At 42.1% G+C, this 15,520-nt stretch carries 13 protein-coding genes and 1 riboswitch; all 13 genes read right to left on the bottom strand.

Annotated features, from left to right (window positions below; genetic code table 11):
• Window positions 1-2: 2 nt before the first annotated feature.
• The gene (gene mgtA, locus H7T93_RS01760; RefSeq protein ID WP_175057462.1) at window positions 3-2,663 is read right to left on the bottom strand and encodes a magnesium-translocating P-type ATPase; all 2,661 of its coding nucleotides are present in this window, start codon (window positions 2,661-2,663) and stop codon (window positions 3-5) included.
• Between the two features lie 226 nt (window positions 2,664-2,889).
• Window positions 2,890-3,043: riboswitch (M-box (ykoK) riboswitch) on the bottom strand.
• Window positions 3,044-3,216: 173 nt separating this feature from the next.
• On the bottom strand, window positions 3,217-3,936 hold the full coding sequence (locus H7T93_RS01765) for an ABC transporter permease (RefSeq protein ID WP_201041600.1): 720 nt from the start codon (window positions 3,934-3,936) through the stop codon (window positions 3,217-3,219).
• Window positions 3,929-4,768 carry an ABC transporter ATP-binding protein gene (locus tag H7T93_RS01770; RefSeq protein WP_048790627.1) on the bottom strand — a complete coding sequence of 280 codons (840 nt, stop codon included), beginning with the start codon at window positions 4,766-4,768 and terminating at the stop codon, window positions 3,929-3,931. Before H7T93_RS01770 ends, H7T93_RS01765 begins: the two co-directional genes overlap by 8 nt.
• Before the next feature lie 262 nt (window positions 4,769-5,030).
• Window positions 5,031-5,504 (bottom strand): IS200/IS605 family transposase, encoded by a 474-nt coding sequence (gene tnpA / locus H7T93_RS01775; protein ID WP_048790626.1) that lies wholly within the window; start codon window positions 5,502-5,504, stop codon window positions 5,031-5,033.
• A gap of 159 nt (window positions 5,505-5,663) precedes the next feature.
• Window positions 5,664-6,668, bottom strand: a complete 1,005-nt coding sequence (gene fni / locus H7T93_RS01780; protein WP_175057460.1) for a type 2 isopentenyl-diphosphate Delta-isomerase — start codon at window positions 6,666-6,668, stop codon at window positions 5,664-5,666.
• 49 nt (window positions 6,669-6,717) lie between these two features.
• A complete protein-coding gene (locus tag H7T93_RS01785) occupies window positions 6,718-7,713 on the bottom strand; it encodes a phosphomevalonate kinase (RefSeq protein WP_175057459.1) in 996 nt (331 codons plus the stop codon).
• Window positions 7,706-8,650: a diphosphomevalonate decarboxylase gene (gene mvaD / locus H7T93_RS01790; protein WP_070476531.1), complete on the bottom strand. Its 945-nt coding sequence runs from the start codon at window positions 8,648-8,650 to the stop codon at window positions 7,706-7,708. Before mvaD ends, H7T93_RS01785 begins: the two co-directional genes overlap by 8 nt.
• Entirely contained in the window at window positions 8,632-9,510 is an 879-nt protein-coding gene (mvk, locus tag H7T93_RS01795; protein ID WP_175057458.1) for a mevalonate kinase, read from the bottom strand. Before mvk ends, mvaD begins: the two co-directional genes overlap by 19 nt.
• A 242-nt stretch (window positions 9,511-9,752) precedes the next feature.
• Window positions 9,753-11,069, bottom strand: a complete 1,317-nt coding sequence (locus H7T93_RS01800; RefSeq protein WP_070476536.1) for an FAD-containing oxidoreductase — start codon at window positions 11,067-11,069, stop codon at window positions 9,753-9,755.
• Between the two features lie 141 nt (window positions 11,070-11,210).
• Window positions 11,211-12,011: an alpha/beta fold hydrolase gene (locus H7T93_RS01805; protein ID WP_175057457.1), complete on the bottom strand. Its 801-nt coding sequence runs from the start codon at window positions 12,009-12,011 to the stop codon at window positions 11,211-11,213.
• Window positions 12,012-12,046: 35 nt separating this feature from the next.
• A complete protein-coding gene (locus H7T93_RS01810) occupies window positions 12,047-12,409 on the bottom strand; it encodes a hypothetical protein (protein WP_014633448.1) in 363 nt (120 codons plus the stop codon).
• A gap of 242 nt (window positions 12,410-12,651) precedes the next feature.
• A complete protein-coding gene (gene ald / locus H7T93_RS01815) occupies window positions 12,652-13,764 on the bottom strand; it encodes an alanine dehydrogenase (RefSeq protein WP_021144533.1) in 1,113 nt (370 codons plus the stop codon).
• Between the two features lie 448 nt (window positions 13,765-14,212).
• Window positions 14,213-15,358, bottom strand: a complete 1,146-nt coding sequence (locus tag H7T93_RS01820) for an amidohydrolase (RefSeq protein ID WP_175057456.1) — start codon at window positions 15,356-15,358, stop codon at window positions 14,213-14,215.
• Window positions 15,359-15,520 lie beyond the last annotated feature (162 nt).

Genomic DNA, 15,520 nt, shown 5'->3' on the forward strand with positions numbered 1-15,520 from the left:
TCCTATAACCATTCTTTGTATTTCTTAATATAGATATGCTTCACAAAGGTAACACTAAGCATATACAAAGTAATGATGATAAACAAGAGAATGAAATAGAGACCGTTTAGATGGCTGAGTTTTAAGAGACTAGCCAATGGACTGTATGGAAGAGAAGTCACAAAGAAAGCAGCAAATAAGGTTGTCACAACAACTGATAGTGCTGGGTGACTTTGAATAAATGGTAGTTTTGGTGAACGTAACATGTGGATAACCATGGTTTGAGACCACATAGATTCGATAAACCAACCTGTTTGGAAAATAATGATAAAGGCTGCAGCTTCTGGTGAACCATGAACATAGCCATGCCCCAAAATCATTGGCACAATGATGAAATAGAGCAAGATATATGTCAAAATATCAAATACGGACGAAATAGGTCCTATCCAAGCCATGAAACGCATGATTGATTTGGCTTCCCAGATATGTGGCTCTTTAAGAAATTCCTTGTCCACATTGTCAAATGGAAGGGCGATACAAGAGATATCATAGACAAGATTTAGGACAATCAAATGCACAGGTGCCATTGGTAGGAATGGTAAGAAAATGCTGGCAAAGAGGAGAGAAAAGATATTCCCGAAATTTGAAGAAACGGTCATCTTGATATATTTGGTCATATTAGCATAGACCTTCCGTCCTTCAACCAAACCTTTTTCCAAGACCATTAAATCCTTATCAAGCAAGATAACATCTGCAGTTTCTTTGGCGATATCAACAGCTGTATCCACAGAAATCCCCACATCTGACACCTTCATGGATGGGGCATCGTTGATACCATCACCCATATAGCCTACCTTATGCCCATTTTCCTTAAGGCTTAGGATAATTCGTGCCTTTTGGTCTGGGGATAACTTAGCAAAGACTGTTGTCGTTTCCACAGCCTTAGCCAAATCTTGATTTGACATGGTATCAAGATCACTTCCAAGTAGAATGTGCGTCACATCTAGACCAACTTTTTCACAGACAGCCTGTGTCACCTTATCATTGTCTCCAGTCAAAATTTTTGTGGTCACACCATATTCCGCCAAAGCCTTGATAGCAGGTGCTGCTGATGGTTTTGGTGGGTCAAGAAAGGCAAGATATCCCGTCAAAATCATATCACTTTCATCTTCAACACTAAAGACGTCATTTTCATTAAGTTGTGATTTGTAGCTAACACCGAGAACACGCAAACCTTGTTCATTCAACTGTGCAACTTCCACAAGGACTTCCTCACGAACATCGTCAGTCAATGGGATAATGTCTCCCTTGTATTCCACATAGTTAGAAACAGAGAGCATTTCTTCAAGGGCACCTTTTGTCACCATGCTAACAAATCCATCAGTGTCTTGAACAATGACACTCATGCGACGACGTTCAAAATCAAAAGGTAGCTCATCAATCTTGTGGAAGGTCTGGTCAAGGTCACGAACGATGTCATGTTTCTTAGCTTCTCTTTCAGTTCGGCTAATAATGGCACGGTCCATAAGATTTTTTAAGCCAGTTTGGAAATAAGAATTAAGATAGGCTCTCCGAAGTACTGATAGGTCAAGGTCACCATGGATATCAAGAGGGTACTCAAGAACGATTTCATCCTGAGTCAGGGTTCCTGTCTTATCCGTACAAAGGATGTCGATAGCCCCTAGGTCTTGAATAGCATTAAGTTTTTTGATGACCACCTTTTCCTTGGCCATAATGATAGAACCCTTGGCAAGACTGGCTGTGATAATCATCGGCAACATTTCTGGGGTCAAACCGACTCCCACACTAAGGGCAAAGACGCCGGCTTCAAGCCAGTCCCCATCTGTTAAACCGTTAATCACAAAAACAACAGGAACCATAACCAACATGAGTCGAATCAAGAGCCAAGAAATGGAATTCATCTCACGTTCAAATGAAGTTGGTTCGTCATAAGTATTGATGGTCTGCTCAATTGCTCCCATCATGGTTTCATCACCAACAACTAAAACCAAGGCTGTTGCACGACCAGAGATAACATTAGTTCCCATGAAAGCAAGGCTCTCACTTTCAAGCAGGCTCTCTAGATTTTGACCATCTGCTTTAGCCAGACAAGCTTTTTCCACAGCATCGCTTTCACCTGTCAAGCCAGACTGTTGAACAAAGAAATCACGAGAATCTAGTAAGACCACATCAGCCGGAATCATATCTCCCGCACTTAGTTTGACCACATCTCCAACCACAATTTCATCAATTGGGATTTCTTGCTCACTGCCATCTCGAAGTACTGTTGCTGTATTGACAATCATGCGAGACAAATTACTGGCAGCCTTGTCGCTACGAAGTTCTTGAATAAAACGGATACCACCAGATATCAAAACTAGAGTGACAATGATGATAGAAGTCGTTGGGTCTTCTTCACCCGGTTTAGCAAGCCAGACATTGGTGATAAAGGAAACCAGAGCAATGACTAAGAGAATAACAGTAAAGGGATTGATGATAGATTCATAAATCTTTTTGATGATAGAATCCTCTTGTCCTTTGGTTATGACATTTTCCCCATAAAGGTCACGGTTTTCTTCTACTTGGTCTTCCTTCAAGCCATCCAAATGAGTCTTGTAGCGAGTAAGGGTTGTTTCAAGTGGCTCTTGAAGAGCAGCAATAAGTCTTTCTTTATTTGTTGACATTGGAATCTCCTTATTTAATCAGGAGCCAATCACTTATGGAGTCCCTAAGACACTAATCAGCGATTGACTGGTTAGGTGCGGTTCGGGGTGATCGTCGATTAGTCTCATAGGTTTCTCCTTTCATTTTTTTACATAGTGGGTGGACCTCAGACAAAAGAAAAGAGTCCTACCCATATACAGGTAAGACTCTATAAACTCGAGGTTGATTTTTTAATAGATTCTGTCAAAAAATGGACCGTTCAAGCTTTAGCTCCGCAAGGCGATGAAATGAGCTTAGTCTTGACCTTGGCGATCAGGACTGTTGACCAACGAGTAGTGTCTCCACTGCTTTGCGGTAGTCATCCGTATCCTTGTGGTAGCCTCACCTACCGTATGTCACTGAAAATATTACTCCTAAGGCAGTGACTTGTCAAGGGGAAAGTTGACTTTTTGCTTGATTGGATAATAAAAAAGAGCTTCCGCTCCTTTTTGTAAAATAATCTTTTTTGAGACTTTCCTGAAGTGAGTACGGACGTCGTAGTCAAAATAGGAACTTATCTTATCAATAGACGAATTAAGAAATCTTTCGTATTTTCTTAGCCTGCACGAAGTCAAGCAATGCAAAGACAAGGATCCAGATGATTAGAGCTATTAAACTAGCTTTTTGGTCCTGCCACTTAAAGTGGTCCAAATCACTGAGTCCATTTGTGAAAAGTCCCATATGACTATATTTTATAACGGTATCAAAAGTATCACTCATGCCTGAAAATGTTGGAATGAAAAGGCTAATCATCGTTACTGGTAGGCTAACAATTTGTGAAGAAACTTGAGTCTTACACACCATACCAATAAATAGATAAATAAGCATGACAGCTACCGCAGTTAATAAAACAATAAGGTAATAAGTATCTGACTGTTTACCCAAATCAATCTCTAGAATTTTAGGAATGAAAAGAGCTGAAGCAAGACTAATGGCGAATGGGAAAACAAGGGTAGAGATTATGTAATTTTTCGTCTTAACACCACTCAGAAGGAGAGTTCGGAGAGTCTTTTTCTCCTTTTCCTCAGACACAATGGTACTAATTATATTTCCTACACCAAGGGAAAGAGCCATAGACAAACAACTCGCTAGAAGATTGAACTTTGTCTCCTCATTTAATGTTCCTTGAACCTCATAGTGCTTTTTGTATAGATAGGGAAAGCCAAATGGTAGCATGACTTGAAGCAAAAGACTTTTGTTAGATAAGATAATTCGGCGTCTGAGCCACATGAGTGATTTTAACTGCTTACGCATTGAGCTTACCTCCTGTTAGTTGGATAAAGACATCTTCCAAGGTTGGTTCACAAGAATGGATGGTTAGAATATCATCAGTCTGGCCGACCTGTCCCAACTCTGAAAACGATAGGTAGTTCTCCTCACCAGATTGATAGGTAATTTTGACACGTTTAGCTGTATTGTACTTTTGAATCAGATCACTTGGAGTCCCCGCTTCCACAATTTGTCCCTTATTAAGAAGGACAATCTTGTCACAGAGGATAGTCGCCTCGTGCATGTCATGGGTCGTTAGAAAAATGGTCGTCCCTTCTGCTTGCAACTCCTTAATAAGTTCATGAATAGACTTGGAAGTTGACGGATCCAAGCCTGAAGTCGGTTCATCCAAAAAGAGAACTTGAGGCTTATTAATAATGGCACGGACGAGTAACATACGTTGCTTCATCCCTGTTGATAACTTTTCAGCCAGAGTCTTACGTCTGTCATAGAGACCTACACGCTTCATCAAATCATCAAGGTCCCCTTGTGGAACATCATAGAGTTTTGCGAAAAAGAGGAGATTGTCATAAAGGCTCAACTTTTCATAATAGCCACTATTTTCCGTAATTAGACCAATATTAGCAAGGTCTTTCTCGTTCAAATTGGTAGAGGACTTACCTAGAATTGATGATTGCCCTTGGTCTGGTGTCAATTGACCTGTGAGAATATTGATTGTGGTCGTTTTACCAGATCCAGACGGTCCAAGAAAACCTAAAATTTCTCCCTTGTTGACCTCGAAAGTGAGGGAACTTATGGCCTTAAAAGACCCAAAGCTTTTGCCTAAATTGTCCGCTTTAATAACCTGCTGAGACATAGTTACTCCTTTAATATTTCTTTAACCCAACACCTATCATTCCATGCATTTTTCTGAAAACAGGCATGTGTTGACTGAAAAACACAATGTTTTACATTACAATATTTTAACATAATAAGAAAAGTCAAAACCACCCGTGAGAACGGGTGGCTTGCTCTTCGGCTGAAAGCCTCTGCTTCCGGCCGAGGCCTAAAGGCCTACCGAATGGTTTCCCTTCAGCACCACCTTTGCTAGCTGACCCGTCTAGCGGGTCTCTTTAAGATTACTTTCTTTTATTCTTCTCACCTGTAAACGGATCATACTCCTCAAAAAGACTGAGCTGATCTGCTATCACGTCTTCTTGTAATTGATTACGAATATATTCTTCAATTCGCTTCTGATTTCGCCCAACCGTATCAACATAAAAGCCTCGACACCAAAATTTGCGATTCCCATATTTATACTTTAAATTTGCGTGTCGGTCGAAGATCATTAAGCTACTTTTACCTTTTAAATATCCCATAAATGAAGAAATACTTAGTTTCGGTGGTATACTCACTAACATGTGAATATGATCTGGGCAAGCTTCTGCTTCATGAATTTCAACGCCTTTTCTTTCACATAATAACCGTAAGATTTGACCAATACTTGCTTTGTATTTCCCATAGATTATCTGACGTCTATATTTTGGAGCGAAAACAATATGATACTTACAATTCCATGTAGTATGTGCTAAACTATTATTATACTGTCTCATCAGGGGTCCTCCTTTTGTATATTAGTTAGTGGTCGGGAAACCTTATCTAATATAACACTTTAGGGGGACTTTTTTGATACATCGCTAAAAGCTTTTCGGAACCACTAGCACAGCTAGTGGTTTTCGTAAGACAAGAAAAAAAGAGCACTTAGCTCTTTCCTACTTTCCTTGCTTGATATAAGTCCCTTGCAGCTTACCATGTAGAATATAATCAACAGATTTGAGCTCATCAATAGTCCGACAATCAAGGGCACACATGATGAGACGAAGGTCGTCCTTCCAGCCATTAACGATAGCTACAACCTTATCCACAGGGTAACGTTCCACCAATTCAAGGACAGTTCGTGAGAGGCCAACGCCTTTTGCTCCTAGGACCAGACATTTGACCATATCGAGTGGGTTTCGCACGCCACCAGAGGCTAGGATTTCCACATCCTCACGAAGGTCTTGGGCTTGCAAGAGGGTCTGAACGGTGCTTTGTCCCCAGTCATTGAGGTAATCACGGTTGCCGCCTCGACTATTTTCAATATAGGCGAAGCTAGTCCCACCACGACCTGAGATATCCACAGTCTTGACGCCTTGAGACATGGCATAACGAATGGTTTCCACATCCATACCAAAGCCGACCTCCTTAAGCACAAGAGGAATCTCTATGTTCTGTGCATAAGCCGCCACATTTTCCTTCCAAGTGTGGAAAATACGCTCTCCCTCAGGCATGAGAAGCTCCTGCATAAGGTTAACATGGAGCTGTAAAAAGACTGGATTCATGGCTTCCACCGTCTTAATCCCCAGGTCTACAGACTTATCCACACCGATATTAGTCGCTAGATCTAAGTCTGGAAACTCTTGACGAAAGTCAAAGGACTCTGGTGCTTCTCCTTTTAGAGCAGCACTGTAGGAACCCGTCACCATGAGAATACCTGTTCGACTGGCCACCTCAGCCAATTTTCGATTAACTGCACCACCTTTGGCAGAACCACCTGTCATGGCATTGATATAAAAGGGAAAGTTCCAATCTCGTCCTGCAAAATGTGTGGACAAGTCAATCTGATCTAAATCATAAGTTGGTAGAGACTTGTGGATAAGTTCCATATCGTCAAAACTATTGTAGGGCGACTGGTACTTAAGGGCATAACGGATGTGATCGTCTTTACGATTTGTCATAGGTTATTTCTTTACTTTCTTGCGTGATTATTATCTACTAAGCTGATTCCTATACCTCATACAAGAGCTCTATCCCTGCCTCTTGCCAACGCTCAACTAGAGCATCTCGGCTTGATTGGTCAAAGGCAAAGGCGATACCACAGTCGCCACCTCCAGCTCCAGAGGACTTAGCAATGGCATCGAGTCCTTGCTCTGCTTCTTTGAGTTTTTTCAGCTTGTCCACATAAATATCTGGACTCAGTGATTCCAACCGGTCACTGACAGTTTGAAGGCTGCTCTTAAGCAAGGTCTTATCTCCTGTTTCCAGAGCCTTGATGGCAGCTTGAACAGCTACTTCAGTTTCACTTAGATACTTGCTTGATATACGAGATTTAGCCATCTTAACCATGTCTTTTGAGATAGCAGCTTGCTTGGTCCACCCCACTAAAAAATGAGCTTTGAGAGCTGGCACTACAGGTCTGATACAATATCCCCAGTCTTTCTCCAAAAGCTCTGATAGAGTCATTTGGTCTATAAGCTCTGTTATTTTTGCACGGTCAAAAGAGCGATAGGAAACCAGATCCTCGTATACGATACAAGCTAGGTCCCCCATAGAACCGTTGTCTCCTTGTTTGAGGAGGGTGTAACTAGCTAATTTAAAGAGAATGTCTTCGGATAAGTCTTTCTGCAGAGCCGCTGCCAAGGCCTTGAGGGTCAATACCACAACTGAACCAGATGAGCCAATACCAAATTTAACCCCATCTCGCTCCAACTTTCCAGTAATTGAAAGGTCCAGAGCGGGCAAGTTCTCACCACAATAGGCTTCAAAAGTATTCAAGGCCTCTTGAATGAGGGCATAATTTGCGTCTGGCTCACGGCTAACACTATAGTCAAACATATCAGAAAATAGCTGTGTGCTTGGTGCTTCCTTGACCTCTGCTGACATAAAGATAGGGATAAACCGGATTAGGGCTGTCTGACCAGGTGTTAGAACTGAATATTCTCCAGCAATGTAGAGTTTTCCGCCAGTTTTTACCCTGGCTCGACTAACCGACTGCTTAGGCATCTGGCAACTCCTTTGTGCGTGAAACAATGACCTGATAGTCCTTACGGAAGTGGTCAGCTAGGCGGTCCAGGTCTTCTTCCAGGCAAAGCACCTTAACATTTGGTCCTGCATCCATTGTGAAATAACATTGCTCACCAGAAGCACGAAGGGACTTAACCTTGTCCATAGCCTGATAGGAAGCATCCGTCAGATATGAAAATGGAGGGTTTGCCGTACTTGTGGTTTGGTGCATACGAAGGGCATTAGCTTCCGTGAGCTCACCGACCGCTTGGAAATCATTAGCCTTGAGGTAGCCTAACATATCCTTGTAATCCTGCTCGGACTGTTTAATCCACTCTGGGAAGGATGTCGATGTTTCGGTACACAACTTCATACCATCACGGCTTGATACGGGTTTCTTTTGATCTGTCAAAACCAGCATAATCATGGCCAATTTGAGGTCTGTTTCAACTTGGTAAACCTCACCGCTATCCTTGTCCCAAGCTGCCAATGGACCAAAGAAAGACCGTGATGAGGAGCCTGAGGCAAACTTGGCAATTTGAGCCAATTCAGACTGCGTTTTTCCGACTTGGAAGAGCTCGTTAGCTGCCTTAACTAGGGCAGAAAGGCCAGAGGAACTTGATGATAAGCCTGCAGCTGTTGGCATGTTGTTCCAAGTTTCAATCTTGACATGGTGGTTGGGATTGGTACGGAAGAGATCTAAAACCTTGCTGGCCTTGGTTGTTTCTTTTTCCCCTTGGAGCTCGTCATCGATATACATGACATCACCAGTCGCATCCTCTGGCAGAAAAGATAACTTGGTTTCTGTATACATATTTTCCAAAGTCAGTGAGATACTGCTGGTTGAAGGAATCATACGCTCCGCATCCGCCTTACCCCAGTATTTGACAATAGCAATATTTGCGTACGATTTGACGCTTACAGGCTTTCTATCCACGTGTTTACGGCTCCTTTTTCTTGAAGTTTTTTAGCAATCGTTTGGGCTTGATCCTTGGTACTTGTTAGGGCAATAATGCAGCCACCCAGTCCTCCGCCTGACATCTTGGCACCTAGTGCACCATGCTCCAGAGCAGTTGCTACTAGAAGGTCCGACAAATCACAAGACACCCCTAAGGATTTAAGGTGATTATGGGCTCGAGACATGAGTTGCCCGAGAAGCTTTTGATTCTTGGCTTTGAGGGCTTCTTCTGCCTGCTGACTTAGTTCGCCCAGTCGGTTCAGGTCTGATAAGGCATCTAGTCCTATAGCCTCAACCTTTTCCACGGCCTCACGGGTATTTCCATGGATGCCCGTATCAGCAATGACCAGATAGGCACCTAGATTGACCTCGATTTCCTTGAAACCAATGTTTCGCGTAAAGCTAATGGCTTGGTCACTCAAGCAGGTCTTGGCATCTAATCCGCTAGGTTTACTATGGGCAATAGTCTCTGCCTGATGGACCAGCATTTCCAAGGTCTCCTGGCTGAGTTCCTGGTCGAAATAATCAAAAACCGCACGAATGGCCGCAATGGCCACTGCAGCAGATGACCCCATACCACGCTTTTCAGGGACACTAGACGAAATATCATAACTGATAGGCTGATTCTTGATTTTCAGATAGTTAAGAGCTGAAAAAACAGCCGTCGTCAAGGGATCTTGAGCCTTAAGAGTTAAAGGAATCTCAGCCGCCTGAATCTGACAGACAACCTCAATATCCTTAAGAGGAAGAGCAAGGGCAGGATGACCATAGACAACCGAGTGCTCCCCCATCAAAATAATCTTACTGTGGGCCTTGCCCACTCCTACTTTCTTAGTCATAAGCTATACACACTCACAGACCAGTTGGCATACGAGTATCTTTCTATGTTTTTCATACAGTTTCTAGTGGTGACTCAAGGTCTATCCAGCATCTGAAGAAGACAGAGAACACCAATCTAAGGTATTTTCCTATGTCACTTCTATCTTATCATCAAAGCGTAAAAAAAGCGACATCTAACCTAGAGTGTCGCTTTGCATTAGAGATATGTTTCCAAAAAAAGAGCCTATCGGCTCTTGTCATTTTAAATCGCAAACAAATCGTTTAGGTTCTCAGCCATAGTTGGGTGAGTAAAGATTTGTTTAGCTAAATCTGTGTATGGAATGTGATGATTCATAGCTAGGGTAATTATATTGATAATTTCATGAGATTCTTGACCAAAGAGGGTCACACCCAAGATTTCCTTAGTTTCAGGATTTACCACAGCTTTGAAGGCACCACGCAAATCACCGTTAACATGGCCACGAGGCATGCCAGCAACTGGAAGTTCCTTGACAGCAACCGGTCCACCTGCTGCTCTGGCTTGGTCTTCAGTAAGACCAACTTGAGCTAAAGGTGGGTTGAGGAACATAGCAGTTGGAACAGCTCCACGTGTTTCAAGGTTATAGCTGCCATCACCAGTTAGGTAATTAAAGACAATACGGAAATCATCTAGTGAGATGTAGGTAAATTGAAGGCCACCATTAACATCACCCACTGCAAAGACACCAGGAACACTTGTTTCCAAATGTTTATTGACCTGGATACCACCACGTTCAGTCAAGGCAATATCAGTATTTTCCAAGTGAAGAGGTTCGATATTAGGCTTGCGTCCTGTCGCATAGAGGAGTGCATCAAAACGGAACTCGCCTTTGTCAGTAACAACGACAACTTCATCACCGTCATTTTTCACTTCGGAAGTTTTAACACCTTGCTCAAAGACAATGCCGTCCTCTTCCATGTATTCCTTGGCCAACTTAGCAATAGATGGCTCCACACGTGGCAAGAAGCTAGTCGCTGCATCCAAGACAGTCACTTGACTTCCCAAACGGTTATAAAGGCCAGCAAATTCAAGGCCGATATTACCACCACCTAAGACACCTAAACGTTTTGGCAAGGCTTCAAGGGTTTGAATACCAGTTGAATCGTAAACATGCTTAGTTGTTGTCAAGCCAGGAATAGGCAAGACATTAGACACGGCACCTGTATTGATGACAATAGTCTCAGCTGTTAGCTCTTGGCGGTCATCACCAGCCACTACTTCAATAACCTTATTTGACACAAAATGTGCCTCTGCATCAATGACATCAACGCCATTGTCTGCCAACATTTTATAATTCTTAGCATTAAGACGACCAGTCACTGCACCACGTTCCTTCATGGTATCGTCAAATGACCAGCCCTTCTCAGCCGCTACAATCATAGTCTTAGTTGGGATACAAGCAATATTAATGCAAGTACCACCATACATCGCTTTACTGCGCTCGATGACAGCAACTTTCTTACCAGCTGCATTCATCTTAGCAGCCAGAGTTTTACCGGCTTTACCGAAACCGATAACAATCAAATCATAGTTTAACATTTCTGTATCCTCCTATCTACCGCTATTCTATCATTTAATTTTTCAGACTGCACACAATTGAACCGGAAATAAAAAGAGGCTACAGCTTTTATTGTAACCCCTTTCTCATTTGTTTTTAATAGATATCCCTAAGTCCACTACCTAAGTGTTTTCTCGCAGAAATTCTAATATAATTTTATTAAATTGCTTACTTTCAATAAAGGCTGCGTGACCCTGTTTGCTAAATTCATAATAGGAAGCATTTGGAATGCTATTTGCAAGTTCCCTTGCACCATCCACTCCCAGAACCAAATCTTTTTTAGCTCCCAAGACAAGAGTCGGGCAGGTGATTTTATCAAGGGACTTATGGCAATCAAACTCAAGAATAGACTTAGCTAATCGGATAAATCGTTCTTGTTTTTCAACACTTACAGTCCTCATGAATAGTTTATTAATCACATATAATTTCTTTAACATAGGAGACGAAAATGTTTTACACATTGAATCCTTATTGAGCTTAGCCACCTCACCATTTTTAGCCATCTCAATCCAACCTTCGATGGTGTCTCTACTGATATCATTATTTCGAGAGAATGTCAGAGCTAACACCAGACTAGTCACCTTTTGAGGATACTTGATAGCAAACAGCTGGGCAATCATACCACCTTGTGACATGCCTATGATAGAGGCCTTAGCAATATGTAATTCTTGTAAAGAATGGTAGAGGTCATCAGCCATATTCTCAATTGAAATACCTTCTTCGATATGGTCCTTTCTATCAAAAATATAGACCTTATACTCCTTAGCAAATCGATAAAATAGCGAGTAAATGGCAAGGTCAGATATATCACTTAAGCCTTGCAAACTTAATCCCGTAATGATAACGAGAACCTTATCTCCTTGACCAAATGTGACATAGTCAACGCCCTGGTCTGACAAATGATTTCTGTGAATGCTAAACATTATCTAAACTCTTTCATTGCAAGATTTAAGTATTATCATGCGTCCGGTGCATTATTTGATGCCATGATGATGATACTTACCAAGACAACAAAGGTAACTTGCCAAAGAATGAAGGCCATGAAATCCCCACCTTTAAAAATAAGCAGGTCACAAAGTAAAATAGCCAGCAGCACAGCATTTTTTCTAAAAAGTTGGTCACAGTTTTTCCAAAAAGTCTCAAAAGAAATATTGGCTCCTATCTTACGAACAAGCTTCACATGATAAATAATCTCAACCAGGGATGCCACAGCTACTGTAGTTAGCAGTCCGGTCAAAGAGACATCCATACGAAAACCAAAATAAAGAACGACAAGCTGAGAAAAAACAATTGCTGTAATTACACGAATATGGTTGGCCACGATAAAACCTCCTAAAGATAAGCATGAATAAAAAGCATTATAGGTGCTCATTACTACCCTTAATATGTCTACTCATTATATCATAAAATAAGACCGAAATTAGAAAAATCCAACAGTTTCAGGCTTTGCGAGCAGTCACCTATCAACTCGCAAAAAATGGTTCACTTCTTGCTCAGACCTCAAAAAAGGAGTCACCCTCTATCATGGTGCGACTCCTTTTTGTGTTTGATAAGTTACTCTGTTTAAGCCAATTCGTCAATTGATGTATATTCTCTGTCTAGCCCCTTTGCAACTGGTTTGCTAGTGATATGACCTTGGTAGGTTGTAACCCCTTGACGAAGACCTTCGTCGTCGTTAATTGCCTTTCTGAATCCTTTTCCTGCAAGGGCTTCGATATAAGGCAAAGTGACATTAGTAAGGGCAATGGTTGATGTACGTGCCACAGCTCCTGGGATATTGGCAACGGCATAGTGAAGAACACCATGTGTTTCATAAACAGGCTCATCATGAGTAGTCACGCGATCTGCAGTTTCAACAACCCCACCTTGGTCAACGGCAACGTCAACAATAACTGAACCTGGACGCATTTGCTTAACCATATGGTCAGTAACGAGTTTTGGTGCTTTTGCCCCTGGGATAAGAACTGCACCGATAACCACGTCAGCCTCACGAACACTCGCTTCAATGTTGAGCGGATTTGACATCAGTGTTTGAATTTGGCTACCAAAGACCTCTTCAAGGACAGACAAACGTTTGGCACTGATATCAAGGATAGTCACTTGAGCTCCAAGTCCAAGGGCAATACGAGCTGCATGTGTCCCTACGACACCACCCCCAATAATAGTTACTTTACCTTTAGGAACACCAGGCACACCACCTAGGAGAACACCTGAACCACCTTCTTGTTTGGTCAAGAAATGTGCACCGATTTGAACGGCCATACGTCCTGCTACTTCACTCATTGGAACCAAAAGTGGTAGGTGACCTTCTTGGCTACGTACGGTTTCATAGGCCACACCTGTTGTCTTAGCATTGACCATAGCATCTGCCAATTCTGGAGCTGCTGCCATGTGCAAGTAGGTAAAGAGTAAAAGGTCTTCACGAAGGAAGCCATATTCTGCAGCAAGAGGTTCCTTAACCTTAACCACGAGCTCAGCTGCCCATGCTTCTGCAGCAGTTGCAACAATTTTAGCACCTTGTTTTTCGTAGTCTGCATCCGTAAAGCCAGATCCAAGACCCGCATTGGTTTCAATAAGGACTTCATGACCTTTAGCTACAAGACTTTGCACCCCAGCAGGCGTTAGAGCCACACGGTTCTCGTTATTTTTGATTTCTTTTGGAATACCAATTAACATACGTTTCTCCTTATTCGGAAGTTATAAGGTAAAACATCATAAAGATGACTTAACCACTTCCTATCTATTTTTTGAAATGATAACGCTTTCATTTTATCTAAAAAGCTCAAAAATAGCAAGTAAAAAATTCTCACCCCTTTTTAGGTCCTGAAATCTTACTTCGAAAATACGACAAAAGAACCCAACCAATCGGCTGGGTTCTTAAGTGTAAACTAAATGATCAAAAGAATATTTCTTCTTAGGCACGTCCTCCTTTTCGATTTCAAAAGTGGTACCAATTTAAAGTCCTAAAACCTTATTTAAAACTCTTAACAAAATAATAAAAGAGTCCTTGGTCTGCTAATTGCTTATGGCCCAAGAGAAACTCAGGATGCCACTGAACACCTATAAATGGGACTTCCTTCTTCGACAGGTTTTTCATTACTGGTAATACCGATTAAGGGAATGGTTATTTTTCTTGCTCCTTAAAATAGTCAAGTAGAAAGAGGGCGTTTTCCACATAGTAATTCACAGCTACTGGCAAGGCCTCGTCTTTCACAAGGAAATCATCATGGTGCCAGTCTGGTGCATTATCTTCACCATTTGAGCCAATAAAGGCAAAGACTCCTGGTATTTCCTTTTGATAAGCCGCAAAGTCTTCTCCCCCTGTTGATGGCAAGGTTTCAATCACTTCTGCGAAGGCCTTAGAATTTTCAAAGATGAGAGGTGTGAGCGTCTGGTCATTGTAGGTCACGTAGGGCGAATTGCCCCAAGTGATGCCAACTTGAGCACCAAACTGGTCTGCTGTCGCCTGAACGACCTTTTCAAAACGAGCAATGACATCTTCACGAACCGTAGGCTCAAAGGTACGAATCGTTCCTTCGAAAAAGCCTGCTGCTGGAAGAACATTCCAAGTATTTCCAACTTCGATATGAGTAACTGACAATACTGCTGATTCAAAGGGCGATACTGTACGAGCCACAATCTGCTGTAAATTGTTGATGATAGTCGTAGTAACCAAGACTGTATCGACACCCAAATCAGGACGGGCCGCATGGGAAGAAACACCCTTAACATCAACCCTAAACTGCTCCACACCAGCCATGATAGCACCTGAACGAAGTCCAATCTGACCAGGTTTCAAGTGAGGATTATTGTGGTAACCGATGATAGCTGACACACCATCAAGACCACCCGCTTCAATGACCTGATAGGCCCCTTGGAAATTTTCCTCGGCTGGTTGGAAAATCAATCGAACGGTCCCCTTAAGCTCTGCTTCTCTTTCTTTTAAAAGCTGAGCGGCTCCAAGTAGAGAGGTTTGGTGAAAGTCATGACCACAAGCATGCATAGCCCCATTGTCGCTGGCATAAGGAAGTCCTGTCTTTTCCTTAATCGGTAGGGCATCAATATCAGCACGCAAAGCAATAATCGGATGACCTGACCCAATCTCAGCGATGAGTCCCGTCTTCAAAGGATAATTTAAAGGCTCAATACCTAGATTTTTCAAATAACCTTTCAAAAAGACTGTCGTCTCATGCTCCTCTTCAGAAACCTCTGGATGTTGGTGTATCTGATGACGTGTTTTTGCTAAATGATCATAAAATGCTTCTGTCATAATGAACCTCCCTCTCTGATTAGACTTGGTCATTGCTCCTGACTTACTTCAGTTCTCAATCGAATTGATACCATCATACCACCAGAAACAAGGCTTGAGAAATTAAAAAAACTTATGGAATGTCATAAGTTTTACTTATACCCCTAGAAAAGACCGCCGTTA

It is taken from the genome of Streptococcus sp. 9.1, from assembly GCF_016648815.1.
Classification (GTDB): Bacteria; Bacillota; Bacilli; order Lactobacillales; family Streptococcaceae; genus Streptococcus; species Streptococcus salivarius_E.